Annotated in this window: 22 protein-coding genes; 15 read left to right on the plus strand and 7 right to left on the minus strand. The window is 50.5% G+C overall.

Annotation, left to right across the window (positions count from 1 at the left end; all coding sequences use genetic code 11):
• Nucleotides 1-103 precede the first annotated feature (103 nt).
• Nucleotides 104-2,947, minus strand: a complete 2,844-nt coding sequence (locus ACFSW8_RS03215; protein ID WP_377090116.1) for a hypothetical protein — start codon at nucleotides 2,945-2,947, stop codon at nucleotides 104-106.
• A gap of 495 nt (nucleotides 2,948-3,442) precedes the next feature.
• Here ACFSW8_RS03215 and ACFSW8_RS03220 point away from each other — a divergent pair, with 495 nt between their 5' ends.
• Genes ACFSW8_RS03220 through ACFSW8_RS03230 form a run of 3 tightly spaced genes read left to right on the plus strand, consistent with a single transcriptional unit; the run spans nucleotide 3,443 to nucleotide 6,614 of the window.
• Entirely contained in the window at nucleotides 3,443-4,324 is an 882-nt protein-coding gene (locus ACFSW8_RS03220) for an HAD family hydrolase (protein WP_377090120.1), read from the plus strand.
• A gap of 11 nt (nucleotides 4,325-4,335) precedes the next feature.
• Entirely contained in the window at nucleotides 4,336-5,721 is a 1,386-nt protein-coding gene (gene mpl / locus ACFSW8_RS03225; protein ID WP_377090121.1) for a UDP-N-acetylmuramate:L-alanyl-gamma-D-glutamyl-meso-diaminopimelate ligase, read from the plus strand.
• Between the two features lie 8 nt (nucleotides 5,722-5,729).
• The gene (locus ACFSW8_RS03230) at nucleotides 5,730-6,614 is read left to right on the plus strand and encodes a tyrosine recombinase (protein ID WP_377177423.1); all 885 of its coding nucleotides are present in this window, start codon (nucleotides 5,730-5,732) and stop codon (nucleotides 6,612-6,614) included.
• A gap of 65 nt (nucleotides 6,615-6,679) precedes the next feature.
• On the opposite strand, the gene ACFSW8_RS03235 is transcribed toward ACFSW8_RS03230, so the two are convergent.
• Nucleotides 6,680-7,753, minus strand: a complete 1,074-nt coding sequence (locus ACFSW8_RS03235; protein ID WP_377090123.1) for a mannose-1-phosphate guanylyltransferase — start codon at nucleotides 7,751-7,753, stop codon at nucleotides 6,680-6,682.
• Between the two features lie 93 nt (nucleotides 7,754-7,846).
• On the opposite strand from ACFSW8_RS03235, the gene ACFSW8_RS03240 reads away from it, so the two are divergent.
• The 4 genes from ACFSW8_RS03240 to ACFSW8_RS03255 all read left to right on the plus strand — a co-directional run bounded on the left by ACFSW8_RS03240 (nucleotide 7,847) and on the right by ACFSW8_RS03255 (nucleotide 11,693).
• Nucleotides 7,847-8,161, plus strand: coding sequence for a hypothetical protein (locus tag ACFSW8_RS03240; RefSeq protein ID WP_377090124.1), 315 nt, complete (start codon nucleotides 7,847-7,849; stop codon nucleotides 8,159-8,161).
• A 163-nt stretch (nucleotides 8,162-8,324) separates the two neighbouring features.
• Complete coding sequence (locus ACFSW8_RS03245) at nucleotides 8,325-8,765, plus strand: SH3 domain-containing protein (RefSeq protein WP_377090125.1); 441 nt, start codon at nucleotides 8,325-8,327, stop codon at nucleotides 8,763-8,765.
• A gap of 217 nt (nucleotides 8,766-8,982) precedes the next feature.
• Nucleotides 8,983-10,254, plus strand: a complete 1,272-nt coding sequence (locus ACFSW8_RS03250) for a valine--pyruvate transaminase (protein ID WP_377090127.1) — start codon at nucleotides 8,983-8,985, stop codon at nucleotides 10,252-10,254.
• A gap of 95 nt (nucleotides 10,255-10,349) precedes the next feature.
• Nucleotides 10,350-11,693, plus strand: a complete 1,344-nt coding sequence (locus ACFSW8_RS03255; protein WP_377090129.1) for a MipA/OmpV family protein — start codon at nucleotides 10,350-10,352, stop codon at nucleotides 11,691-11,693.
• On the opposite strand, the gene ACFSW8_RS03260 is transcribed toward ACFSW8_RS03255, so the two are convergent.
• The 3 genes from ACFSW8_RS03260 to selD form a co-directional block, all read right to left on the minus strand.
• Nucleotides 11,690-12,526: a hypothetical protein gene (locus ACFSW8_RS03260; protein ID WP_377090130.1), complete on the minus strand. Its 837-nt coding sequence runs from the start codon at nucleotides 12,524-12,526 to the stop codon at nucleotides 11,690-11,692. The genes ACFSW8_RS03255 and ACFSW8_RS03260 overlap by 4 nt on opposite strands.
• A gap of 41 nt (nucleotides 12,527-12,567) precedes the next feature.
• Complete coding sequence (locus ACFSW8_RS03265) at nucleotides 12,568-13,560, minus strand: beta-ketoacyl-ACP synthase III (protein ID WP_377091549.1); 993 nt, start codon at nucleotides 13,558-13,560, stop codon at nucleotides 12,568-12,570.
• Between the two features lie 289 nt (nucleotides 13,561-13,849).
• Nucleotides 13,850-14,905, minus strand: coding sequence for a selenide, water dikinase SelD (gene selD, locus ACFSW8_RS03270; RefSeq protein WP_417750591.1), 1,056 nt, complete (start codon nucleotides 14,903-14,905; stop codon nucleotides 13,850-13,852).
• Nucleotides 14,906-15,016: 111 nt separating this feature from the next.
• Between selD and ACFSW8_RS03275 the strand changes: the two genes are divergently transcribed.
• The 5 genes from ACFSW8_RS03275 (at nucleotide 15,017) to ACFSW8_RS03295 (ending at nucleotide 18,788) form a co-directional block, all read left to right on the plus strand.
• Nucleotides 15,017-15,874 (plus strand): hypothetical protein, encoded by an 858-nt coding sequence (locus ACFSW8_RS03275; RefSeq protein WP_377090131.1) that lies wholly within the window; start codon nucleotides 15,017-15,019, stop codon nucleotides 15,872-15,874.
• A 75-nt stretch (nucleotides 15,875-15,949) separates the two neighbouring features.
• Nucleotides 15,950-16,186: an acyl carrier protein gene (gene acpP / locus ACFSW8_RS03280; protein WP_377090132.1), complete on the plus strand. Its 237-nt coding sequence runs from the start codon at nucleotides 15,950-15,952 to the stop codon at nucleotides 16,184-16,186.
• Between the two features lie 148 nt (nucleotides 16,187-16,334).
• The gene (locus ACFSW8_RS03285; RefSeq protein ID WP_377090133.1) at nucleotides 16,335-16,862 is read left to right on the plus strand and encodes a hypothetical protein; all 528 of its coding nucleotides are present in this window, start codon (nucleotides 16,335-16,337) and stop codon (nucleotides 16,860-16,862) included.
• A gap of 21 nt (nucleotides 16,863-16,883) precedes the next feature.
• Nucleotides 16,884-17,783, plus strand: coding sequence for a LysM peptidoglycan-binding domain-containing protein (locus ACFSW8_RS03290; protein WP_377090134.1), 900 nt, complete (start codon nucleotides 16,884-16,886; stop codon nucleotides 17,781-17,783).
• A 42-nt stretch (nucleotides 17,784-17,825) separates the two neighbouring features.
• Complete coding sequence (locus ACFSW8_RS03295; RefSeq protein ID WP_377091550.1) at nucleotides 17,826-18,788, plus strand: acetyl-CoA carboxylase carboxyltransferase subunit alpha; 963 nt, start codon at nucleotides 17,826-17,828, stop codon at nucleotides 18,786-18,788.
• Between the two features lie 141 nt (nucleotides 18,789-18,929).
• Here the strand turns inward: ACFSW8_RS03295 and ACFSW8_RS03300 are convergent, their stop codons facing one another.
• The gene (locus ACFSW8_RS03300) at nucleotides 18,930-19,802 is read right to left on the minus strand and encodes a ThuA domain-containing protein (RefSeq protein ID WP_377090136.1); all 873 of its coding nucleotides are present in this window, start codon (nucleotides 19,800-19,802) and stop codon (nucleotides 18,930-18,932) included.
• A gap of 312 nt (nucleotides 19,803-20,114) precedes the next feature.
• On the opposite strand from ACFSW8_RS03300, the gene ACFSW8_RS03305 reads away from it, so the two are divergent.
• Nucleotides 20,115-20,936, plus strand: coding sequence for a ThuA domain-containing protein (locus tag ACFSW8_RS03305; RefSeq protein WP_377090137.1), 822 nt, complete (start codon nucleotides 20,115-20,117; stop codon nucleotides 20,934-20,936).
• A gap of 147 nt (nucleotides 20,937-21,083) precedes the next feature.
• Here the strand turns inward: ACFSW8_RS03305 and ACFSW8_RS03310 are convergent, their stop codons facing one another.
• On the minus strand, nucleotides 21,084-22,370 hold the full coding sequence (locus tag ACFSW8_RS03310; protein ID WP_377090140.1) for a glutamate-5-semialdehyde dehydrogenase: 1,287 nt from the start codon (nucleotides 22,368-22,370) through the stop codon (nucleotides 21,084-21,086).
• Between the two features lie 94 nt (nucleotides 22,371-22,464).
• Here ACFSW8_RS03310 and ACFSW8_RS03315 point away from each other — a divergent pair, with 94 nt between their 5' ends.
• Both ACFSW8_RS03315 and ACFSW8_RS03320 read left to right on the plus strand, forming a co-directional pair.
• Nucleotides 22,465-23,517 carry a phosphatase domain-containing protein gene (locus ACFSW8_RS03315; RefSeq protein WP_377090141.1) on the plus strand — a complete coding sequence of 351 codons (1,053 nt, stop codon included), beginning with the start codon at nucleotides 22,465-22,467 and terminating at the stop codon, nucleotides 23,515-23,517.
• Nucleotides 23,510-24,925: a dihydrolipoyl dehydrogenase family protein gene (locus ACFSW8_RS03320; protein WP_377091551.1), complete on the plus strand. Its 1,416-nt coding sequence runs from the start codon at nucleotides 23,510-23,512 to the stop codon at nucleotides 24,923-24,925. Before ACFSW8_RS03315 ends, ACFSW8_RS03320 begins: the two co-directional genes overlap by 8 nt.
• The last annotated feature ends 43 nt before the right edge of the window (nucleotides 24,926-24,968 follow it).

The following is a 24,968-nucleotide window of genomic DNA, read 5'->3' on the forward strand; positions in this document are numbered from 1 at the left end:
CGTCTTGGTTGTATTCACGCTGAGCTTTTAGGGTGCTGAGCAGACAGGCTAGAGCACAGGTGGTGAGCTGGAAAAATTTCATAGGTGTGGTAGCAATGTTGGCTTAGTTCTTTTTCCAGATGATGTAGGAATAGCCATTAGCGGGGACGCTCACTTCGAGGGACGCGCGTTGGCTTGAGTCCAGCGAGAGTGTTTTGGATGCACCACCATTGGTGCTGTAGGTGGCGGTGCCTTGAAGACCGGAGTAGTAGAGGGGGACTTGGATTGTTTTAGTGATGGCTTTGTCGGTTGGGTTGTAGACTGAGAGGAGGGCGCGCTCTTCGAGTGCGGGGTTGACGTGGAGCATCCAGTCGAGGTCTATCCCATCAGCTCGGCGGCCATGGATGAGGTCTGACTCGAGAATGTCTCGGTGTTTTTTGAACCAAGCGACTGTGTTTGTGACCATGGTTTTGGTGGCCTCAGTATCGTAGAGTCTGGGGCCTCGATAGCAGGCTTGGACACCTAGTCCGAGGTTCGACTTCATCATGATTTCGTAATGGTCGAGGTGTTGGTTCAGTGGCTCGATTGTGGCTGCGGCTCCACCTCCGTGGTACTGGGTGAGGGGGACAAACATCCAACCCATCGAGGGGGGTTTCTTCCAAGTGCCGTCGTAGATGTTTTGGCGGGTGATAATGCGTTGTTGTTCGCGGGGCAGCGACCAATTGACCTCGCGGTAGCCCATGCCACATTTGTTAGCACCTGATAGGTAGTAATAATCTGGGAGATTAAAATAGACTCCACGGCTGCGCAGGAACTTATAGAAGTCGGTCCAGATTCTCCAGTGGACCCAGCGTGAGTCATTGACGCCTTTTTGGAGTGGGGGGCGCGGTGTGGTGTCGACATCACCTGGGTAGGTCCCATCATTTTCGAAGACCATGAAGCCGGTGGTTTTGAATAAGTTGTAGAGCTTTGCGATATATTTTTGGCCCCACGGAGAGGTGATGGCAGGGCATCTACCATGGGCGTTGCGCATTCCTTTTGGGGGGATGATGTCATTGCCCTTGCCGGCGCTGCGTGAAGAATAGAGTGAGTAGGAACCTAGGTGGATATTTTTGCTGAGTGCGTAGTCGTTGATTTTCTTCCAATGGGCGAGGTAGTTGGGGTCGTCATTTTCTGAATTGAACCCGGAACCAAAGGAGAGGATGACCATCTCGAAGCCGGTCTCAGCGGCTTGGTCGATAGCGCGTTTTACGACCTTTTCGTTAGACGACTTACAGTGGAGCATGAGTGGGTTTTCGGTGACCCATGGAGCTATGGTGCGGTACATCTTTCTGAGGGCGAGTCCGCGGCGCTCGCGTTCTTCAGAGTCGTAGACGAGCTGGAACATGCGGAAGGTCTCGAATGTGGTGGTGGGAGCGATGGTTTGGTCAGGGCCAAATGTGGGTTCTACTTTGAGAACGCAGGGGGTTTGTTTGGGGTAATTGACTTGAGTGGAGTAGGACTTATCGGTGAGCCACTTGACGGTGTGGCGGTTCGCATTGCGGTGGCTGAAGCCACCGAAGGCCATATCCGTCTCTGCGTGAAGGACACGTGGTGCGAGGACAGGGACACCGTCACGCAGCTCTACTTGGTTTTCATATTCAACGACCGAGAGGGTCTCGAGGTTGAAGCGGTCTAGGTTGATTGGTGTTTTTGCATTGTTAGTGAGAGTGATCCACTTGCTGAAAGCTGGGATGCCATCGTAGATTTCGTAGTGGACGGAGACTTTGAGTTGGGCGAGTGGGTGAATGGGGCTGGCTTGGGATTTTGGTTTTTTGTAGGGGCCGTAGAATGCCACGTTTTCGACCTTTAGCCTGACGTGTTCACCTGAGGCGTCGTGGTCAGTGGGGCCTCCGTCGCGCGCCATTTTACCGACGCGGAATGCTTTTGGGGCACCAAATGTTTTGGGCGGAGTGAGTGAGGTGATAGAGTGCCACCTACTACTGTTAGAGTTTCGTGCATCGAAGGTGATCTTGGAACCATCGATGCGTGCGCGGAGGTGGACTGGGGCTGTCGTGTCGGGCTTGAAGGTCTGGTTGACATGGGTGTGTTCTGAAGAGCCATCGAAGAGTCCGAGGACGTGGTGTTTATCGTTGTGGCGGATATTAAGTTTGATGGTTTTGCCATTGTCGAAGACGAGGCCAATGCCTGGGCCCCAGCTTGCTGAGGTATCGGTTCCGACGTTTATGCTCGCTTCAACGAGAGCTGTGTCTGGGGGGAGTGGGCGTTCGGCGAATACTGCGGTGTGGGGGAATGTATAGATTTCACCGGCTTTCCCTTCATTTTCGAAGTTCGCGCGTTCGGTGGATTGGGTCGCGTGGATCTTCCAGTCCTTTTTGAGGCTAGTGAAGTCGTCGCTGAAGTGTTGCTTTCTGCCGCTATCGGAAGCGAGAAGCGGGTCACTTGCGCTGAGTGCCTCAGGGGTGAATTGGTAATCGAGTCGGAGAGTTTTACCGGCGGGTGGCCACTTGGCGTCGGGTTCGTGGTGGCGCACTCGCTTCCATTTGAGTCTCTCGGTGGGCTCACCGATTTCGTAGTTCGTTAGCTTTAGACTGTTTGGGAGGGGGCTTAATTCTTGTAGCCATGGTTTGGTGAGGAAGGCTTTATTTTTGAGTGGTTTGGCGCCACCGAGGAAGTAGGTTTCGCCATCGATTGTGAGGGTGCCTTCTGGCTCGACGGTGCGGATAATAGACTCGCCCGTCATAGAGTTTGTGTAATTGATTGTGGAGCCTATTGAAGTGGAGATTGTTCTGCTGAAGAGGCCATTACCGAAAGTGATCGCATTACCATCTTGAGTGGGAGTGACGGATGCTTTGTATGAGGTGGGGGAGAGGAGCCAGTCGTCAGCTAGCTGGTAGTTTGCAGGGAGCTGAGCGAATAATGGGAGGCTCAGGCTGGTGAGCAATAGGATGGTGTGTCGGGTGTGCATTGGGATAGAGTCTGAATGTACAGACTACTACACAGGAGGGAGTGTGCGATCATAATGTGAAATTGCGTCAATCGATAGTGATTTGAGTCAATCACTCTAGTGCGATGTAATACCATCTCTCGACTCGGAATAGACGAATGGAGTGTGGTCGAGTCTTGTGAAGTTTGCGCTACGCGATTTTAGAGTAAATCGGATTATCTTGCAGAATGTCATCGTTGTCATTCAGTTGTCCCGCACGTGCGGGAGGCCTTCACTCCGCCTTGATATTCTGCAAGCTCATTCCGACCATATGTCCATTCCGTTTCGCTCAATGGTATAAGTCCCCAGAGTTGGCTCCACAGCTTTGGGCTTTGTGCTGAAACTTCGGTGAGGTTTTTCGACAGTCTGTGGACTGAATGTCTATTCAGGGCATCCTTTGGCCTTATCGGTGAGGAAATTGCCACGCAAAGCAATTTGTTTGCCAGGGAGGAGGTGTCACGGTTAGTTTAAATTATTATGGCTATTCCCCAGAGCACGATTGCGTTGATATATGATTATGATCAGACCTTGAGTCCGAGTTTTATGCAGGACGATGTGTTATTTCCTGAATTTGGGATTCGGCCTGAATCGTTTTGGGAGAAGTGTAATGCCTTGGTGCGGGAGCAGAAGTGGGATGGGGAGTTGGCCTACCTCAAGTGTTTGTTAGATTACTTAGCGATGGATGGGGTATCGAATGCGCGTTTGAACGAGCTGGGGAAGAACTTGAATTTTTTTCCGGGTTTACCTGAGATGTTTGAGGAGATTGATGGTGCGTGTTTAAGTGAGGCGCATGTGGCAGCGGGGATCAAGATTGAGCATTACATTGTGTCGTCGGGTTTGAAGGCCTTGATGGATGGGTGTGCTTTGGCGAAGTATTTCAGGGAGATCTATGGTTGTGAGTATGGTGAGAATGCCAATGGTGTGATTAGTTTTCCGAAGCGTGTGATTTCTCACACAACGAAGACCCAGTATTTATTTAGGATCAACAAGGGGCTGTTAGGTCATGATGAGGATGTGAATGACCACATGCCAAAGGATGTGAGGCCGATACCATTTGGCAACATGGTATATTTAGGGGACGGCCCGACGGATGTGCCATGTTTTACGGTGATGAAGCGCAATGGTGGGCACTCGATTGCGGTGTATAATCCTGAGGATGAGAGCCGGAAAAGTTTCAAGAAATGCTACCAACTGAGCACGAAATCGGATCGCGTGCGCAACATTGCGCCAGCGGATTATCGTGCGGGGAGTCATTTGCGATTGCTTTTAGAGCAAATGGTGACTGATATTGCGGATCGCATCCTACTGAAGCGTCAGGAGGAGAAGGAGAATGGCGTAGTCGCGGCTCCAGCATTTTAGAAGAAAGAAGAATGAGTGCTAAGAAGAATTTCCACTTTGTGGGGGTATGTGGGACAGCTATGGGATCAGTAGCTGCAGCAATGAAGGAACGTGGGTATCAGATTACTGGTTCAGACCAGAATGTGTATCCACCGATGTCTACTTTTTTGGAAGAAAAGGGTGTTGAGATTCGCAGTGGATTTGCTGCTGAGCACATTCCTGAGGACACGGATGTGATTGTGATTGGGAATGCGATTAGTAGGGGTAATGAGGAGGCTGAGGCCGCTTTGGATCGCAAGTTGCTTTATGTGTCTTTACCTGAGGTTTTGAAGGAGCATTTTCTGAGAGGAAAGCGCAATTTGGTGGTATCTGGGACGCATGGTAAGACCACGACATCTTCGATGCTGGCCTGGCTGTTAGAGTCTGCGGGAAGCAACCCGAGTCACATGATTGGTGGGATACCGACGAATTTGGGTCAGGGGGCACGTTTTACGGACTCTGATTTTGTGGTGTTGGAGGGGGATGAATATGACACGGCATTTTTTGATAAGCGATCGAAGTTTTTGCATTATTTGCCGGAGGTTGTGGTGGTGAACAACATTGAGTTTGACCATGCGGATATCTACAACTCACTTGATGAGATTAAGCTCACATTTAGGAGGTTACTCAACATCGTGCCAAGGAGTGGTATGGCGTTTGTGAACGGAGACGATGCGAACTGTTTGGAAGTTGCTGATGGGTCTCCGGCTCCGGTGCAGACGGTGGGGTTTGCGACAAAGTGTGATGTGGTGATTGAAGATGTTTCTTACGAGGGAGAGGTGAGCCGTTTCACATTGCTGGGTGAGCGCTATGCGATTCCAATGTCTGGTGAGTTCAACGTGCGCAATGCTGCGATGGCCGTATGTTCGGCACTATTTGTAGGATTTAGTGCAGAGGTGATTCGCGATGGTTTGATGGGGTTTGAAGGGATTGCAAGGCGTCAGCAATTACGTGGAGAAGTGAATGGAGTGAAGGTGGTGGATGATTTTGCGCATCATCCGACGGCGATAGATTTAGCGATTGATGCGCTGCGCCAGAAGTACAATCCGAAAGACCTATGGGTGGTATTTGAGCCACGTTCGAACACGACACGGCGCAATATTTTCCAGAAGGAGCTCGCGCAGGCATTATCGCGAGCTGACAAGGCTGTGGTCGCTGGAGTCCCAAATCCAGAGAAGGTCGAGCTTGAGGATAGGCTTTCCCCAGAAGTGTTGATTGATGATGTTAATGCTAGCGGGACACCTGGCTGGTACTATGAATCAGTGGAAGAAATTGTGGACCATGTGAGTGCTCAGGCGCAGGAGGGAGATGTGGTAGCGGTATTGAGCAATGGTGGGTTTGGAGGGATTCACGATAAATTATTAGATGCAATGCGTTAGGGCGAGTGATGCAGAGAGAGATCGAACAATTCATCATGTATTTGGCGGTCGAGCGCGGTCTCTCAGCTGCTTATCAAAGTTCTGTGCGCCAGAGTTTAGAGGCATTCCGGAGGTGGTCGGAAGGGCAGTCATTGAGTCTGCAGGATCATGACACGGACTCGTTAGCTAGGTTTGTTAGCTACCGGAAGAAGGAGGGATTAGGGAATTCTTCCTTAAGGATCTTGGTGGTACACCTAAAGATTTTTTACCGGTATTTGGCGGCGCGCTCGAAGGTGGGTGCGGACATTGCCGAGCCATTGATTGCGCCGAAGGTGGAGAGTTATTTACCGGACACGCTATCGGCCCAGCTGGTGGGTGATTTATTAGAGTCGATTGATACGAGTCAGCGTTTGGGGAAGCGTGATAGGGCGATATTGGAGCTTTTTTATGCGTCTGGCTTACGCTTGTCTGAGATTTGTCAGATTCGGATTGAGCATTATGATATGGAAGAGAATCTTGTGCGTGTGACTGGGAAGGGGAACAAGACGCGAATTGTTCCAGTGGGGGAGTCAGCGCAGAAGGCGATTGAGCTTTACCTGAGCGCGGAGCGACGTGAGTTGGTTCGGCCGAAGACTCGTTCACATCTATTTATCTCGGTTCGGGGTGGGGCTCTCAGTCCTGATAGGATGCGATCCATCGTGAAGCAACGCGCTCAGCGTGCTGGCATTAAGTCGAGTATGTACCCGCATTTGCTACGGCATTGTTTTGCGACACACCTTTTAGAGAATGGTGCGGATCTGCGGGTGATTCAGGAGATGTTAGGGCATGCTGACATTTCCACGACACAGATCTACACCCATGTGGACCAGAAGCGGCTCAAGGGAATCCACCATCAGTTTCACCCCCGGGGGTAGGGGGTCTGATTGCTGAATGCTGAATGCTGAATGCTGAATGCTGAATGCTGAATGCTGTGGGGTGGTTAGGTGAGGTTTTTTGGAAGCTTTGCGACGAGTTTTTTGATATCGTCTGCTTGGTGGCGGTTAGCGACGAGGATGGAGTCACCGGTTTGGACGACGATGAGGTCGTTGACGCCGAGGAGGGCGACTTGGGTATTTTTTGACTCGGTGAAGATAATGTTATTGGAGCTTTCGACTTCTTCGAGTGGGCTATTGGTTTTGTTATTATTTTCTGAGTCGTCGAGGTATTTGGCGACGGAGATCCAGGATCCGACGTCATCCCAATCGAAGGATGCCTCGATATTGAGGACGTGAGCGGCCTTTTCCATGAGGGCGTAGTCGATGGAGATGGGAGTGAGGTTAGGGAAGTCGTCTTCGATTGTTTGTGGGAGGTTGGAAGAATCTTGGAGTGTTTGGATGAAGTCGGCGAGCTCTGGGGTATGGAGTGAGAGTTCGTGTGTTACTGTGGGGATGGACCAGATGAACATCCCAGCATTCCAGGCAAAGTTTCCTTGTTTGAGGAATGTTTCGGCGAGGGCGGGCGCTGGTTTTTCGCGGAAGCAGGTGACTTCGTGTGGGATGTTTTTGAGGCCCGTGGGTGCGAGTGGGCTTGGTCCACCGCGCTCAACGTAGCCGTATGACGGGCAGGCCCAAGTAGGTTTGATACCGATTGTGATGAGGGATTGAGTTTGTTGGGCGGTGGTGATGGCGTCGCTGAGGACTCCGTGGAAGTTTTCGGTATCATTGATCAGCTGGTCGGCAGGGAGTACGACCATGGTGGCTTCTGGGTCGCGAGCTGCGATGAGGCCAACGCCGAGTGCTACGGCAGGGGCGGTGTCGCGCTTTGCTGGTTCGGCGATGATGTTTTCAGGTGGGAGCTCACTGGCAACTTCACGCACTGCATCTATCTGTAGAGCATTGGTTAGGATGAGGATATTTTCCTTAGGGATGAGGCCATCGAGGCGGGCGATTGTTTGGTTTAGCAAGGTGCTGTCTCCTAACAAGTTAAGGAGCTGTTTGGGTTTTGCATCGCGTGAGAGTGGCCAGAAGCGTGTGCCGCTGCCGCCTGCAAGGATCAGTGCGTAGGTTTGTGCCATAGGCAGACGCTGTGATTTTTTTTTCTATTAGAAAATAAGAAAAGCTGAAGATTTTGGCTTTTTTTCGAAGGGGATACAGCGTAGTTTTGGTGCATGGAATACGGACACTGTGAAACCTCCAAGAATTGGGCCGAAAAATCTTCTGCAGCAGCACCAGCATTGTTGGGGGCAGCAGCGGGAATTTTTCTCGGGGATATGATGCACCGCGGAGCGCGTCGTCCTGTGGCGGCCTCACTCTTTTGTTTGGGAGTTGCTGCTGTTGCGCCGTGTGTGGCTGAAGCCATTAAGCAAAAGGTAGCTGGTCCGACTACGCGCCGTGGGAGCCAGAGAACACTCGCCAACATCCGTGATGGTGCAGCGATTCCAGCTGACGACGTGGATGTTTACGGTGAAGAAATTGGCATTTAGCTGAGCCTTGGTGCGAGGGGATAGCACTTGCATTTTTCAGGATACGCGCTGGCAATAGCCTGCGCGTATTTTTGTTTTATTGATCTTATAACAATCTTAACTAGAGTGTGTTGATAGGTAAAGAGGTTGACCGGGAGTGATAGGTGGGTGCATGATGGTGGGTATGAACCCTCGAATGATTTTAGTGATGGCCAGTGGTGTGGCTTTAGTGAGTTGTGGTATTGATGAGCCGGACGCGCAGATAAGTTTTCCGGTAAACCCGTTAGACCCTGTTGGGTTTAGTCGTGAGCGGACGGCTCAGGCGGTGGAGACAGCGGATGGGGCGTACCGGGTGGGTGACTATGTGGAGGTGGCGCAGCCGAACACTCCTTTGTATCCGGGGTATCCGCGCGGGAGGATGGTTGCGAAGCAGCAGTTGCCAGCAGGGACCGTGCTCAACGTGTTAGGTTTAGATGGCAATTATATGCATGTTCAGAATGAGCAAGGTGACGAGGGGTATGTGTCTGTGATGACAGTGGTGCCACAGGGGTTGTTGGCTGCTGATGTGCCTATTGGTGAAGATCTTGTGGATATGTCACGGATCGACTTCAGCGAGGGTGAGTAGCTTGGGTGTGTGTGTTGAGTGTTGAGTGTTGAGTGTTGAGTGTTGAGTGTTGAGTGTTGAGTGTTGAGTGTTGAGTGTTGAGTGTTGAGTGTTGAGGTGTAGACAAAATAGGCGTGTGGGGTGGAGGAATCGGCAAAATTGGGTGAAAACTGGGAAATTCTGCTGGTTTTTCGGAGTTGGGCTTTTATAGACGCCGTTGAGACCAAAGCGTAGCAACATGGCAGACTTTTCAATATTCGGGAACAATCTTTGTGGTGGGAGTGGCATTGAGGAATTAATGGACGACCTCGGGAATGCACTTGCCCACGGTGGGCCCGATACAAAGATGTTAGGTGGTGGTCAGCCTGGGAGCATTCCGGAAATGAATGCGATTTGGCGCAAGCGCATGGAAGAGATCATGGCTGAGCCTGGTGCGATGGAAGCGATGGTTGGGAATTATGATCCACCGAAGGGGAGCCCTAAGTTCATCTCGGCGTTGGCTCACCTTTTCAGTCAAGAGCTGGGTTGGGACGTGACGGAGGAGAATATTGCGATCACGGCTGGTGGGCAGACAGCATTTTTCTTTTTGTTTAACGCATTGGCTGGTCGGACTCGCGACGGTCGGCGCAAGAAGATTTTATTGCCCTTGGTTCCTGAGTACATCGGGTATTCGAATCAATCGGTGGGGGAAGATTTTTTCCGGGCGGTGAAGCCGAAGATTGAGAAGATTGGTGCGCATCAATTCAAGTACCGCGTGGATTTTGACGCCTTAGAGATTGATGACGAAGTGGCGGCGATATGTGTATCGCGTCCGACGAATCCGACTGGCAATGTGCTCACGGACAATGAGATGGCGAAGTTATCAGCCTTGGCTGAGCAACATGGTATTCCATTGATCATTGATAATGCGTATGGAGCTCCATTTCCCAACATCTTTTTTGCGGATGCTAATCCGATCTGGAATGCGAACACGATCTTGACGATGAGTTTGTCAAAGATTGGCTTACCGGGTACTCGTACTGGGATAGTGGTAGCACCTAAGGAGATTGCGGCTGCTGTGGCATCGATGAGTGCGATTGTTGGTTTAGCCAACAGCAATGTTGGGCAGGCGATTATGGAGCCATTGGTTCGGAGTGGTGAAGTGTTGAAGTTAAGCAACGAGGTAGTGAAGCCGTTTTACGTTGAAAAATCTCAGAAGGCTCAGCAATGGGTGCGTGAGAGCTTTGATGATACGTTGCCCTACCGTGTACATCTCTCTGAGGGAGCGTTATTTCTCTGGCTTTGGTTTGAAGATATGCCTGTGAGTTCGAAGGAACTCTACGAGCGGCTGAAGCAGCGTGGTGTTTTGGTTGTGCCAGGAAATTACTTCTTCTTTGGTTTGGAGGACGAGTCCTGGAAGCATCGCAGTGAATGTATTCGCATGACCTTTACGATGGAAGAATCTGTCGTGAAGGATGGGATTGCAATTATTGCTGAAGAGGTAGCGAAGATCTACGCTGAGGGTGCTTGAATGGAGGGTGTGAGAAGTTGGTAGATGGGTGACGTGGCGGAACTCGCACGAACAATCCATTGACTAATCTCTAGCGAGTACCTAGCACTCTCTGCGTGAAAGCCACACATCTGACACTTACTGCTCTCTCCGTCTCCAGTTTATTGATTGCTGGGGAAACCCCAAGTTTGGGTGACGATCGCTCGAAAGAAGTGATCGAGATATCAACAGGGGAGGATTTGTTACCTGAATGGGGTGTGGCTATGGGGGTGCGTTATGCGCATATTCCCTTTGCGGCGAAGGATAAGACGTCGTCTGACATTTTCCCGCTATTCTACTATGAGGGTGAGCGTTTCTTCCTAAGAGGGGACTATGGCGGGATTAAGCTTTGGGAAGGTGAGAAGTATGGCTTCAATGCCTTGGCTCGATATCGTTTTTTCGACATTCCAGAAGAATACGATGAGAATGTCCGGGGTGGAGCCGTGGATATGGGACTGCAGGCATTTTGGAAGTTAGACGAAGAATCCCAGTTACAATTTGATGTGCTGAGTGACCCGCAAGGTAGGTTCCATTCTGTTGCGCGTTGGGCTGGTGATTACCGTCGTGAGAACTGGCGTTTTTTCCCGGAATTAGAATTACGATTCACGGGGTCAGAATTTAACTCTCATTACTATGGTGTCGATCTTTACGACTTGAATGAGGGGATTGAGGCGCGTGCTCGTTTGAAAGCGAGACGCCGAGTGATCAGAAACTTGCATTTGGAAGGGCGAGTTGAAGGGGCGTGGATAGGATCTGAGGCTAAGAATAGGCGTGCGATTGAAGATGATTTTGAGTATGAGTTTTACTTGGGCTTGGGAATTTACGACGAAGAGCCCGGTGAGTCTTCCTCATTGAATGCAAAGCCATATTGGCGCATTGCTCAAGGGTGGGGCACTTCTTCAGACTTCCAGAACATGATTCTCGGTGAGTTAGAGACCGTGGATGGAGCTGATGTGAATATGACGTCGATTTTTTACGGTCATCCACTCGCTGACAGCATTTTTGGTGTGCCGATTGAGATGTATCTGACACCAGGTGTGGCCTATCATTATTCATCAAACGTGCAGGACGCATCATTTGAATGGATATTAGCCTTCAAGGCCTACTACACATTTCCGACTCCCTGGAGATTGCGATTGGGTCTAGCTGAGGGGATTTCGTATGCGGATTCGATCACCTTTTATGAGAAGACCGAACTGGCTGAGAAGGGGTATCGCGAGAGCAAGTTGTTGAACTACTTGGACCTCTCGTTAGATCTCAACATTGGAGATGTGTTTAAGTCGGAGAAGTTGGAGCAACTTTGGTTAGGAACTGCGATTCACCACCGCTCAGGCATTTACGAGAGTTCATCTGCGTTCGGCAGCATTTCTGGTGGTACGAATTTCGCAAATTTATACCTCCAGTGGCACGGAGAATTTTAGTCCGACAAGGTGGTATTATGGATTGAGGGGGGAGCTGCGGTAGCGAAAATGAGTTGGGTGGCTACGAGCGCGTTGGCTTGCTGAGCAGTGAGTTCTTCGGCACCCGTGGCAGAATATGGAAAGTCTACCGAGAGGCAGGGATTCTTCCGAAATTTTTTATCGGTTTTAGAGTGGACGTTGTTCGCGAAATACTGGCGTTCGGTATCGGGAATGAGAGTGCCACTGAGTTTCCGGCCGCCCCATGGGTCGAGGTAGGTGAGTGTGAGAGTGGCGTTCTCTGGATTGATTGAGGCTTCGGTGACGGTGAGGTAGTGGCTTGCGAGGGTGCCCCAGCGGTGGCCGCCGTATTGGTATTGGATGCGTGCGAAGCGATTGATGGTGAGGAGTGGGGGGAAACCATTCTGGAGTGATTGTTGGATTCGACGGTGGAGGCGGTTTGCGAGTTCGGCGTGTGACTCGTCTTTTTGGGTGAAGAGGTGTTCGAGTTGGACTTTTGGGAGTTTTGCTTTTCTGTGAAAGGCATTGATGGCATCGCGCATGTCATCGGCACGTGCGCCATTTTTTTTATCCCATCGTTGTTTGAGATAGGTGTGTGGTGAATACTGGCGGAAGTGGCGTTGGCGGAGGTATTCGAATTGTTTGGCTGGGTCTTTGGGGAGTTTGGCGGTGGTGGCTTTCCATGCTGGGGCGCTCCAGAGGTAGGCATTCATCAATGCGACGGGGCCACAGGAATTTTCAGCGATATTTCTTTGATCGATGATAGTTGTGGCGGGGGCGATTTCGGCGTGGAGGGTGGTGAGTGCCAGAGTGATGAGCATAAAAAATCTCAGCATAGTGTGACTATGCTGAGATGTGGAGAATCTGGCAAGTGGGATTACCACTCGATTGCTGAGGCTGCCCAAGTGAGGCCAGCGCCGAAGACGACGAGCACGATTTTATCACCGCGTTCGAAGCGGCCTGAGCGGTGTGCTTCATCGAGTGCGATGGCTACGGCTGCGGCCGAGGTGTTGCCATATTTGTCGAGGTTGACGAAAACTTTTTCGTTAGGGATGGTGAGGCGGTCCGCGATGGCATCGATGATGCGGAGGTTGGCCTGGTGTGGGATGACGAGTTTAATGTCATCTGGTGTGAGGCCAGCGCGCTCAATGGCTTTTTCGGAAGCATTCTTCATGGCATTGACAGCCAGTTTGAAGACTTCACGGCCGGACATCTGGAGTGAGGCGAGTTTATCGGCAGCGTTGTCTGGTGTGGTTGGGCAAGCAGAGCCACCGCCGGGAATGTTGAGGATGCCAGTTTGGGCGCCATCGGTACCCATTTCAGTGGCGAGGATACGTCCTTCGCCTTCATTTGAGCGTCTGAGTACGGCGGCGCCAGCGCCGTCACCGAAGAGCACACAGGTATTGCGGTCTTCCCAATTTACAAAGGAGGAGAGTTTTTCAGCCCCAATGATGAGGGCATTCTCGTAGGCTCCGTCAGAAATCATGCGCTTGGCAAGTTTCATAGCGTAGAGGAAGCCTGAGCAGGCGGCTGAGATATCAAAAGCGATTGCTTTTTTGGCGCCGAGATTGTGTTGGACGTAGCAAGCGGTGGCGGGAGTAATGGTATCGGGGGAGATGGTTGCTACGATGATGAGCTGGACATCTTCGGCTACGATGTTTGCTTGTTCGAGAGCACGCTCGGCAGCTTTGGTTGCGAGGTGCGAGGTGAATTCATCATCGGCGGCGATGCGACGTTCTTTGATGCCAGTGCGTGAGGTGATCCACTCGTCGGTGGTGTCGACAAATTTTTCGAGGTCGGCATTTGTCATCACCTTTTCGGGCACATAGCTGCCGGTGCCGGCAATCATCACTGGATATTCAGATGCTATTTCGCTCATCGGCAATGGTGATAGACGCGAAGCTATGAGTGGTCAACTCTTATACCCAATCGCACTTAGAAAGAGACAAATGATGGTTTTTTGGGGGTGATACATTGTGCTACGCGATAGAAAATGAGGCTCTTTGTTTATCATTCAGCGTTTTTCTCCAGTCGACACGCGTGTTACCTCGTAGTGAGGTTTCTATGCTAACATGCTGCAGGTGCGAGGGGACCTTTACTGTCTGATAAAGATTCGAGTTTATCAGGGATTGTAGGCCATGACTTTTCTGAAGCTTTATTTAGTGGCAATGGATACTAGTGTTTTCCCGCTCAACAATTTTACCGATGGTGGCAATGCAGAGGCTGTGGTGGTTTTGCAGTATTTCCGTCACGCGTTCTACCTTTTCGGGTGCCACGGAGAGGAGGAGTCCTCCGGAGGTTTGGGCGTCCGCTAGAAGGAATTTTTGGTTGGCATCGACTGCGTCGGAGAACTCCACATGTTCTAACACATTATCTAGATTTTTCTTACTGCCACCGGGGGTGAAGCCGGCTTCGATGAGATCAAAGACTGATGGGTCGATTGCAGGGATGGTGTCAGCTAGTATTTCGGCGGTGAGCTCGGAGGCATCGGCGATTTCGCGCAGGTGCCCGAGGAGGCCAAAGCCGGTGATGTCGGTGCAGGCATTGACGAGGTCTTGTTCGCCGAGCTCAGCGCCGGCGGTATTGAGGGTGATCATGGCCTCGATGGCACGCTGATTGAGCGCGTCTGAGCAGGCGCCTTTTTTGTGGGCTGTGGCGATGATGCCAGTGCCGAGCGGTTTGGTGAGAATGAGAAAGTCACCGAGTTTGGCATGGCTATTGGCGAGATAATGGTCTGGGTGGACGGTGCCGGTGACGGAGAGCCCGTAAATGGGTTCAGGGTTTTTGATGGTATGTCCACCGACGAGGGCGCATTGTGCTTTTTTCACCATGTCGGCGCCACCGCGGAAGATCTCAGCAATTTCTTGGTTGGTGAGTTTATCACTGGGCATACCAGCGATGGCCATGGCGGTGATGGGACGACCGCCCATGGCATAGACATCGGAGAGGGAATTTGCTGCGGCGATTTGGCCGTAGAGGTAGGGGTCATCTGCGATGGGGGTAAAGAAGTCGAGCGTTTGGACGAGGGCGCAGGAGTCGTTTAGTTTATACACGCCAGCGTCATCGGCGGTGGCGGATCCGACGAGGAGGTTTGGGTCAGGGTGTTGGGGAAGCCCACTCAGGACCTGAGTGAGTGACGCAGGGTCGAGTTTGGACGCTCATCCACCACATGCGGCGAGTGAGGTGAGGCGCGTGACTTGATCTTTACTCATTATGAGAAGTATTTAAGCCTGAAAGATGAGAATGGCCAGTGATATTGGTTGCTTTTTTTTTGATCACTGATTGTCTTGGGGCACCTAGAACTACCGTATAAAAAACTCTCCCATATGTCAGAAGCCTCAGTGATTGTATGTAAGCCCACGCAGTGGATTAAGATTCGTGCACTTCTCATTATCCTCATGTTTGGGGTGTTTGCCTATTTATTTTATCAGGATGGAACGACTGGGTACCGGAAGAAGAATGCGCATTACATCTACCATCAGCTTCTGAATGACGAAGCACCGAAGGAGGTTGATAAGTACGATACGAAAGAGGCATGGGCTGCATTTGTTAGGCAAAAGCAGATTGAGCTACCGGGTGAGGAAGATTGTCCTTTGCCTGCAGATTTTGATAGAGATCAGAAGTGGCCAGAGGAGTTAGTGGAGGCCTATGATGAGCTCAAGGGGAGCTCGAAAGCTAAGACCGATGTTTGGATTGCCTATTCAGGCGCTCGGGGTTGGGATAGTGAGCCAGCTGAGCATCTTTTTGATCAAAGTGATTTGAACACTCAGTTTTACATGTTTTACGGGTGTGTTGTGATAGTAGTAGTGGTGACAGCCTTATTCTTGCGCACCTTGACGCGGACGATGGAAGTAACGGGTGAGGCGTACCTTGCGCCAGGCGGTAAAAAGGTGCCATTTTCTGCGATGCGACGGATCGATGCGCGCAAATGGGATACCAAGGGGATGGCTGTGATTGAGTTTGATGAGGGAGGCGTGACGAAAAAGGCTAAGGTGGATGGGATGATTTACGGGCAATTTAAGAAAGAAGATGGCGAGCCAGCTGAGAAATTGTACCAGTATATCCTGGAGCGATTTGAGGGCGAACTGATTGAGTTTGAGCAGGATTCCGAGGATGACGAGACTGATGGGGAATCTGAGGCTGCGGAGGATAACAAAAATTCTGGTGGTGACACAAATTCGTGATTGCCAAGTCCGCGCCTGCTAGCTATTCACAAGCATCAGTTAATTATAATTAACTAACCCAAACAACCATTTACCATGTCTGATTCAATCGAACAAAAAGTAAAAGATATCGTCGTTGAACAACTCAACGTAACACCAGATCAAGTAAAGGCTGAGTCCAAGTTCATCGATGACCTTGGTGCAGATTCACTTGACACAGTTGAGCTTGTCATGGCTTTCGAAGAAGAATTCGGCATCGAGGTGCCTGACGAAGAAGCTGAGAAGCTTACAGCAGTGAGTGATGTTATCGCTTACATCGAGAAAGTTTCCTAATTGCGGTTCGGGGTAACCCCGAAAGCAACGCAAAATTTTAAAGTGGGGCGATTCCATTGGTTGGATCGCCCCCTTTTTATTGCAAAATTGGTAAGCTATCTTACTTTGGCGCAGGCTAAAAGAATAGTAGACTGAGAGAGACGAAGAGATGAACCGCGACATTGACAACATTCAATATGCTATGGAGCAGACGAGGGTATTGCGTGAGCCTGACCGGCGCATTGATACTTTTAGTTCTACGCGTTTTCGATTCACTATAATCAGTGAATTAATGGATAGTGTGGGCAAGGTGCGCGTGCGTCAGGGGGAGGTGGAAGCTCAGAAGCCACAGATTATTAAACCAGCCGCTTACAACAGCGTCGAGTTGGAAGGTTTTGATGAGAAGGCGCGTGAGTTATTGGAGTGGATGAAGGAAAAGGGAGTGGAGCCGGTATTTTTCCAGTACGGTTTTCATTTTCGCCGGACGGAGGTCACTGAGCAAATTTACAGCGACTCTATCGAGATGGTGAAAGAGCGAGTGTTAGAGGAGGCGCACAGGGTCGATGATCCGATGATGGCGGTGGTTGAAGGAGTGGATGACGCTTGGGAAGTGGGATTGTTAAAATTTACCATCGACATGATTGAGAAGTCTCAATCGATCAATCAATTTGATTTTCAACGGCGCGGCTTGTTGTAGAATGGTTGGCATCAGGAGGTTATGAGCTTTTCGACACTCATTCGTTTTTTTGCAGCCATCATGGTATTATCAGCGTTAGCTGTGACGTTGGTGGTGGCGAAGCGCGCCTTTTCGGAGCGTGATGAGAAGGAGGCACCGGCGAGCAAAGTGGAGGCGATGTTGCCAGCGAAGCAGGCGAGTGATGAGGCAATTGCGGCTTTAGTGTCGAAGTTAGAGGTGGAGAATTTGCCGGATGTGACGCCTGGTGAGCGTGCATTTGAGAGCGCGCGTGATTTGCTAGAGAAAGGAGACTTTGTCGCGGCGGAAGAGAAGTTGAAGTACGTCAATACGTATTACCCAACCGCGGTGTCAGCCCCTGAGGCGAGGCGGATTTTGGGGGAGATGAACATGGATCGCTTATTTGACGGGAAGGAATTTGCGCAATTTGTTGAGTATGAGGTGAAGCGTGGGGATTCATTCTTCAAGATTGTCCGCGACCACGAGACGCATTTGGACATGTTGATGTTTCTCAATGACATGACGCGGACCGACAAGTTGCATCCGGGAGACAAGTTTCGATTACTGGCATTGAATTACCGATTGGTGGTTAATATTCCACGCATGACTGTGAGTTTGTGGGATGGGCCTCGATACATCAAAGGGTATGAAATTCGTAAGTCGACTTTGCCGAGCGGGAGTGAGATTCGGAAGACGAAATTGATCGCGAAAGAGGCTGTGTATGGGGAGAAGCGTGTGAGTTTGCCGAGCAGTGATTTCCGCAGAGCTGAGAAGGTATTGGTTTTAAAGAACCCGCAAGTGGAGATTCGACCATACAGAGAGGTGGATGAGGGGGCGGTGGCGGCTCTCTATCTTGATGCATCTGATGTGGAAGAACTCGCCTTGCTGACACGTCCTAGCAATTCTGTAGAAATCAGATATTAGGCGTTGAATCCTTGTTACATTCATTCAAACTCACAAAAATTTATGAGCACTAAGCCGCTGGAATTTGAACAACCGATCGCTGAACTCGAAGCTGAGATTCAGAAGTTAAAGACGAAGTCAGCTTCTCAGAAGATAGATATGAGCGAGCAGATCGCTTCTATGGAAGCGACACTTCAGGAAACAAGGAATGAGATTTACAACAATCTCACTCCATGGCAACGTGTACAGATCGCCAGACATACTAACAGACCATTCATGTTAGACTACGTGTTTCACGCATTTGAAGATTTTTGCGAGTTGCACGGTGACCGTCATATTGGTGACGACCATTCTATGCCGGGTGGTTTTGCTCGGATTGGTGACCAACGCGTCGTGGTGGTAGGGCATCAGAAGGGACGCGACACCAAAGAGAATTTGAAACGAAATTTTGGCAGTGCACATCCTGAGGGGTATCGCAAGGCCTTGCGTCTCATGAAGCTTGCAGAGCGTTTCGGTTTGCCGGTGGTGTGTATGATTGACACTCCAGGAGCATTCCCAGGTATTGGTGCTGAGGAGCGCAACATCGCTGAGGCGATTGCATTCAACTTGCGCGAGATGGCTTTACTTAAAGTTCCAATCATTGCCTGTGTGTTAGGTGAGGGTGGATCTGGTGGCGCGCTAGGAATTGGCGTTGCTGATAGAGTTTTGATGATGGAGAATGCATACTATTCGGTTATTTCTCCTGAGGGTTGTGCGGCGATTTTATGGAAGCATAGAAAGCATGCACCTGAGGCGGCAGAGGCGATGAAGATTGCGGCACCCGACCTTGGTAAGCTCAACCTCATCGACGAGGTGATTGCTGAGCCTAAGGGTGGGGCGCACCACGATCACGCTGAGGCTGCAGAAAACTTCAAGAAAGTTGTGTTAGAGCAACTTAAGCAAGTGCAATCGCTTACGACTGAGGAGATGCTAGACGCTCGTTACGAGAAGTTTCGTCAGTATGGTGAGTGGCAAGGTGCTGAGTAAGCAAGCCGCTGCAGCAAGCAAGATTAGAAAAAGATATGTATAGTCTCACCAATGATGGGTGGGGCTATTTTTTTTGTGGTGGGGCAAAAAGAATGCCGCACCCATGGTGAGGTGCGGCATGTTGGGGTGAGTGGGTGGTGACTACTTGTCTTTGGCGAGGTAGTGCACGGAGTTTGTGATAATGGTTTGGAATTCTGGCTGGCTCCACTCGGCGGTATCGTGGCCGAGGGTAAAGGAAAGTGATTTTGACTTACCGACTGGGTGTTCCCAGAGGATAGCGGCTTCTTTGTTTCCTTGTTTACCATTGAGGAGGATAGTGGTGTTTTTGGAATCCTCGCCAGTGATGAAGTTGTTGTAGAGTTCTGCTTTAGGGGCGGTGGTGTAGCCTTTTTCAACGCCTTTAAAGATTGGGTGGGTAGAATCGATTGGTTTGGCGTCTACTGGCTTACGTGGGCCGTGCGCTGTAGAAGCGATACCAGTCATGTTAGGCCATGATGGGAATTCATCATTTGGGTGTGTTTCTTTCCACTTAGCAATAAATTCTGGTTTGGTTTTTGCTTTTGGGTTGGCGCCTTCTGGTGTGACATCACCGTGTTTATAGGTCGGCCAGAAGCTGTGAAGTGAGCAATGGACTAGGAGGGCAGGGATACCTTTTTCTTTGGTAGTTTGGATGATGTTGAATGGTGCATCCAATTTTTTACTTTTGGCCATGCAGATGTTGTAGACGATGACGTCAGCGCCTTTACCGAAGTCTGGGTTAGAGGCGAGTTTTTCTTCTACTTCATCGTGGCTGCCTGACATGACCTTGAGTGTCCAATTATTTCTCTTAGCAATTTCTTCGAAGATTTTGCGTTGAGGTGTGTATGCGTGGTATCTACCAGGCTCGTGGGTGACGTAGAGGACTTTGATGTTTCCGTCCTTGCTGTCAGAGTTTGAGGTGGTGGTGTCGGCGCTTAAGGAGAGGGAAGTGGCTCCCAATGCGAGGCTACTGAGTAATAGTGTTTTCTTGATCATATAGTGTGTGGTTTGATGGGGGTATAAAAGAATATGTAGAGCTTAGCAAAAACCTTACATAATAAACAGAATGAATGATGATCGACCGAGTCTGTGAGTGAGGTCGGGAGGTTGTCACTTTACTCTCTCAATTGAGCATTGGGAGGCGGTGGGTGTGTGATTTTGGGGTCGCATTTTTTTTGCCTGATAGTGTAGTGTGCGATGTAAGGTTTTGGGGTTATTCTCCATATTCTTATGTCCTCCCATAATCCGAGAACACTATATGAACTAAACCAGCCGTGAAGGTTGGCCTAGAAACAACACAAAAAATCTATGAAAAAATCTGATACACAGTCTGTCTATTCACGCCGAGGCTTCCTCAAGCAAGGGGTTGTAGCGGGAGCAGCCATGGGGATGGCAGGGTTTCCCATGATGAGTTCAGCTCAGGGATCATCGAAGAAGAAGATCAAGGCATTGTATGTCACTGGTGGTGGCTACCATGATTTCAAGTCTCAGAAGAAAATTCTTACTGAGGGAGTGAGCGAGCTGATTGATGTTGATTGGACAATCTGGCATCATGACAAAGCTAATGATCTGAAAGCGGCTCTTTCAGCCAAAGGTTGGGCTGACCCATATGACGTGGTAGTTTATAACATCTGTCACGCAGGCGAGAGTGACGAGGATTATATCAACAGCGTGGTAGATGTGCATAAGAACGGTAAGCCAATGGTTGCTGTGCACTGCACGATGCATTCTTACCACTGGAAAATTGGTGGTGGTAAGAAGTCTAAGGAAGACAAGGAATGGAATAAGCTGCTGGGCGTTGTGTCTTTAAACCACGGACCACAAGGTCCTGCGATCGCAGTGAGGAATGCGGATGATAAGCATGATTCATACAAGCCTGAGTCAGGCGACTGGAAGACACCAAAAGGTGAATTGTACAACATCACCAAAGTGTACGATACAGCCAAGGTGTTAGCTCACGGTAACAATGGTCACGCCGACCAGCCTGTGGTTTGGATCAACAAGTATGGTAAAGCCAATGTCTTTGGTACTACTATTGGTCACCACAACGAGACTGTGCAATCGAAAGAATTCTTGAAGACGATTGCCGACGGTATGGTTTGGGCTGTTGCAGAGACAGCAAAGGCATAAGTTGATAGAATGGAGTCGATGGCTTCGAACTCTAACGATTCATGTGCGCGCAGGCGCTGTAGTGAGTCGGCTGGGAATCGGCCCGACTAGATTCCTTTACATGGAATGGCAGCTGCCGCAGTTCTTAGGACTGCGGCAGTTTTTTGTTTAGAGTGCGCTTTGGCGGGAGGCATCTTTGAGTTGGCCATTGCCTGAGATGCGGTATTGGTAGCTACAGAGTTCTTTGAGTCCCATAGGGCCACGGGCGTGTAATTTATCTGTGCTGATACCAATTTCGGCACCGAAGCCAAATTCTTCGCCGTCAGCGAAGCGAGTAGATACATTATGGAAGACGCAGGCACTATCAATTTCTGATTGGAAGCGCTGAGCGGCTTGGGTGTCGTTGGTGATGATGACTTCGCTGTGCTGAGAGCTATGCTCATTGATGTGTTTGATTGCTTCATCGAGGTCCCCGACGACTTTCACTGAGACGATGAGGTCGAGGTATTCGGTGGTCCAGTCATCCTCAGTGGCTGGAGTGGCGGTCGGGAGAATTTGGCAGGTTGCGGCGTCTCCACGCAGTTCCACTTTGCGGGTGTCTAGTCGTTTAGCGAGCTGTGGGAGGAAGGAGCTAGCAATGTCTTGGTGAACGAGAATTGTCTCGAGGGCATTACAGACGGATGGCTTTTGGGTCTTGCCGTCGTCGATGATTGAGATGGCAAGGTCGAGGTCGGCATCTTTATCGACATAGGCGTGGCAGATTCCGTCGTAGTGTTTGATGACGGGCATGCGTGCGAGGCTGACTACGGTTTCGATCAGGCCTTTACCACCACGGGGGATGATGAGATCGAGGTATTTATCCATGCCTGCGAGTGTCTTGACGCTCTCGCGGTCGGTGAATGGGATGAGCTGAATGGCGCCCTCGGGAAGTCCTGCGGGCTCACCACCAGATTGCAGAGCTTTAGCAATTGCTTTGTTGGAGTGGATGGCCTCTGAGCCACCGCGCAGGATGGTTGCGTTGCCTGATTTAAGGCAGAGGACGGCAGCGTCGGATGTGACATTTGGGCGGCTTTCAAAAATGATGCCGATGACACCGATGGGGACGCGGACCTTGCTGATTGAGATGCCGTTGGGGCGGGATGTGTGTTCGAGTTCCTCGCCAACGGGGTCTGGGAGTTCCGCGACTTGTTCGATGCCGCCAGCGATGGCATCTATGCGTGCGGTATCGAGGCGGAGGCGGTCGAGCATGGCATTGCTGAGGCCTTTCTCTTCGCCGGCAGCGAGGTCGAGCTTGTTGGCTTCAAGGATTTCCGGGGCAGAGGAGCGTAGGCTTTGGCCCATTGCTTTGAGAATTTCGGATTTCTTCTCCGGTGAAAGCTGGGCGAGTGCATGGGCTGCATTGCGGGCAGTTTTGCCCATGGAGTAGATTGCTGCGTGAATTTCCTCTGCGGTCATAGTCAGAGGCCATAGCGGATCTTGATGATTTTGACTAGTCTTGGATCTGACATGTTGCCATCTGGATGGGATGTGGTAGATCTGGGTGTATCGAATGAAACGGTTGATTGTATGGCTGCGTCACGGTGCCTTGGTGATTGAGTGGTTACTGGGGGTATTGTGGTATTTGATGACTTTTTGGATTCCGCGCAAGAAGGCGCATCCTGTGGCAGATGTCTACAATGCGATTCATCACCCGAATGGTGTGTATCTATTTGGACGTGTGATGGCATTGCGGGTGATGTCTGCTCCGAAGCCTGAGGATGGGAAGTGGGTGAATTTTAAGCGGATGGCGAGCAATTGGTTCACCTTGGATTTTCCGAATGCGCGTGTGGAGGTTCGTATGGGCGAGAGGTTGATCACGGTGCGTTCTAACAAAGAGGGGTATTTTGAGTTGCACGACTCATGTTCTGAAGAGATTGATGAGGTGGAAGTGAGCTTGCCTCAGCATGGGTACTCGGCGGTGGTGCCGTTAGTGGGGAGTCAGGACTGTTCACCGATGGTGGTTATCAGCGATGTGGACGACACATTGATGGAGACTGGTTCGATCTCTATGGGGAAGATGTTAGAAACGACATTATTTGGTAATTCCCTGACGCGTGAGTTGGTTCCTGGAGTGTCTGGGATTATTAATGAATTACATGAGGGTGGGAGGCATCCGGTATTTTATGTGACGAGCTCGCCGTGGAATTTAGCTAATTTTTTGAAGCGTGTTTTTCAGAGGGCCCAGTTGCCGACGGGTGGTTTATTTATGACTAACTGGGGCCTGACGCCGGAGCAATGGTTGACTCCGAGTCACGATGTGCACAAGCGGGAGGCGATTGATGAGGTGGCGGGTTGGTACCGTGAGGCACGTTTTGTGTTGTTGGGAGATGATAGCCAGAGGGATCCTGAGATTTATGCGAAGGCTTTACGTGATTATGGGGTGGAGCGTGTGTGTTCTATCTTGATTCGCAGTGTTTCTGGAGAGTTGCGGGCCAATGAAGTGCGCGGGCATTTTGAGCAAATCAATCGGGAATTTGGAGATGTGGCGCATGTGGTTGATGGTGCTGATAGAATGCGTGAAATTTTAGTAGAACAGAAATTAATACAAGAGAGTGATGAGTGATAGAGAATATGATTTTGATATGGCCGTGATTGGCGGTGGAAGTGGTGGGTATGCTGCGGCACGCACTGCGGTGGCTGAGGGTAAGAAAGTGGTGGTGATTGATGGGGCTGAGGAATTAGGTGGCCTTTGCATTTTACGGGGGTGCATGCCGAGTAAGGCACTGATCCAGTCTGCGAACCATCAATTGACATTGCGCGAGGGTGACAAGTTTGGCTTGGAGGTTGGAAATTCTCGTGTGAACACTCGGAAGGTGATTGAGCGTAAGCGTTTTTTGATTGATGACTTTGCTGGTTATCGAAAGGGGCAGCTTGAGGATGGTCGTTTTGAGTTGGTGCGTGGCTACGCAGCATTTGTGGATGCAGAGACATTGGATGTGCGCTTACGTGATGGAGGTGAGCGTCGGCTTAGGGCGCGCACGACAGTCATTGCAACGGGATCATCTATCTTTGTTCCTGAGGTCCCTGGATTGTCTGAGCTTGGTTACCTGACGTCTGATGACATTTTGGACATGGTGGATTTACCCGAATCCGTCATTGTGTTGGGAGGTGGAGCGATTGCCTTAGAAATGGCGCACTACCTCGAGGCAATTGGGAAGGAGGTGACAGTGATTCAGAGGAGTGCGCATTTGCTGACAGGCATGGACCACGACTTAGCTGATGAGTTAGAGGCTGCGTTAACTAGCAGGACGATGCGGATCGAATGTGGGACGCAGTTGGAGCGCGTGGAGAGAAGTGACGGTGGGTTGAAGCGGGTGGTGTATACCAAGGATGGGGCAGAATGTAGCGTCGAGGCGCAGGAGATTTTGGTGGCGCTCGGGCGGAAGCCTGCCACGCAGGGATTGGGGGCTGCAGAGGCAGGTGTGGAGCTCAATGCGCGCGGTGGTGTGGTAGTGGGGCTAGATATGCAGAGTAGTGCTGAAAATATCTTTGCTTGTGGTGATGTGGCCAGCTCATATGAAATCGTGCACATTGCGATTGAGCAGGGTGAAAAGGCGGCAGCCAATGCGATGGCATATATAGATGGAAGTAACGATTTCCAGCAGATGGATTATCGACTCAAATTGTATGGGATATTTACTGAGCCACAGGTGGCAGCAGTGGGGATGTCTGAGATTGAAGCGAAGGAGTTAGGGCGTGATGTGATTGTGGAAACCTATCCATTCAACGACCATGGGAAATCGATGATTGCCGGTGCTGAGCATGGGTTTGTGAAGCTGATAGGTGACGCACAGACTAAGGAAATCCTTGGCGGTTCTGTGGTGGGGCCTGAGGGGTGCGAGTTGATTCACGAGATTGTGGTAGCCATGTCGTTTCGTGCGACAGCTGGACAACTAGCACAAATTCCGCATTACCATCCGACCTTGAGTGAGATCTGGACTTATCCCGCTGAGGATATTGCTGATGCCTAATGTTGCTTCGAGTCTCAAAAGAGAGACTGCTGATGCTTTTATG

Source organism: Rubritalea tangerina (assembly GCF_042683245.1).
Taxonomy (GTDB): domain Bacteria; phylum Verrucomicrobiota; class Verrucomicrobiia; order Verrucomicrobiales; family Akkermansiaceae; genus Rubritalea; species Rubritalea tangerina.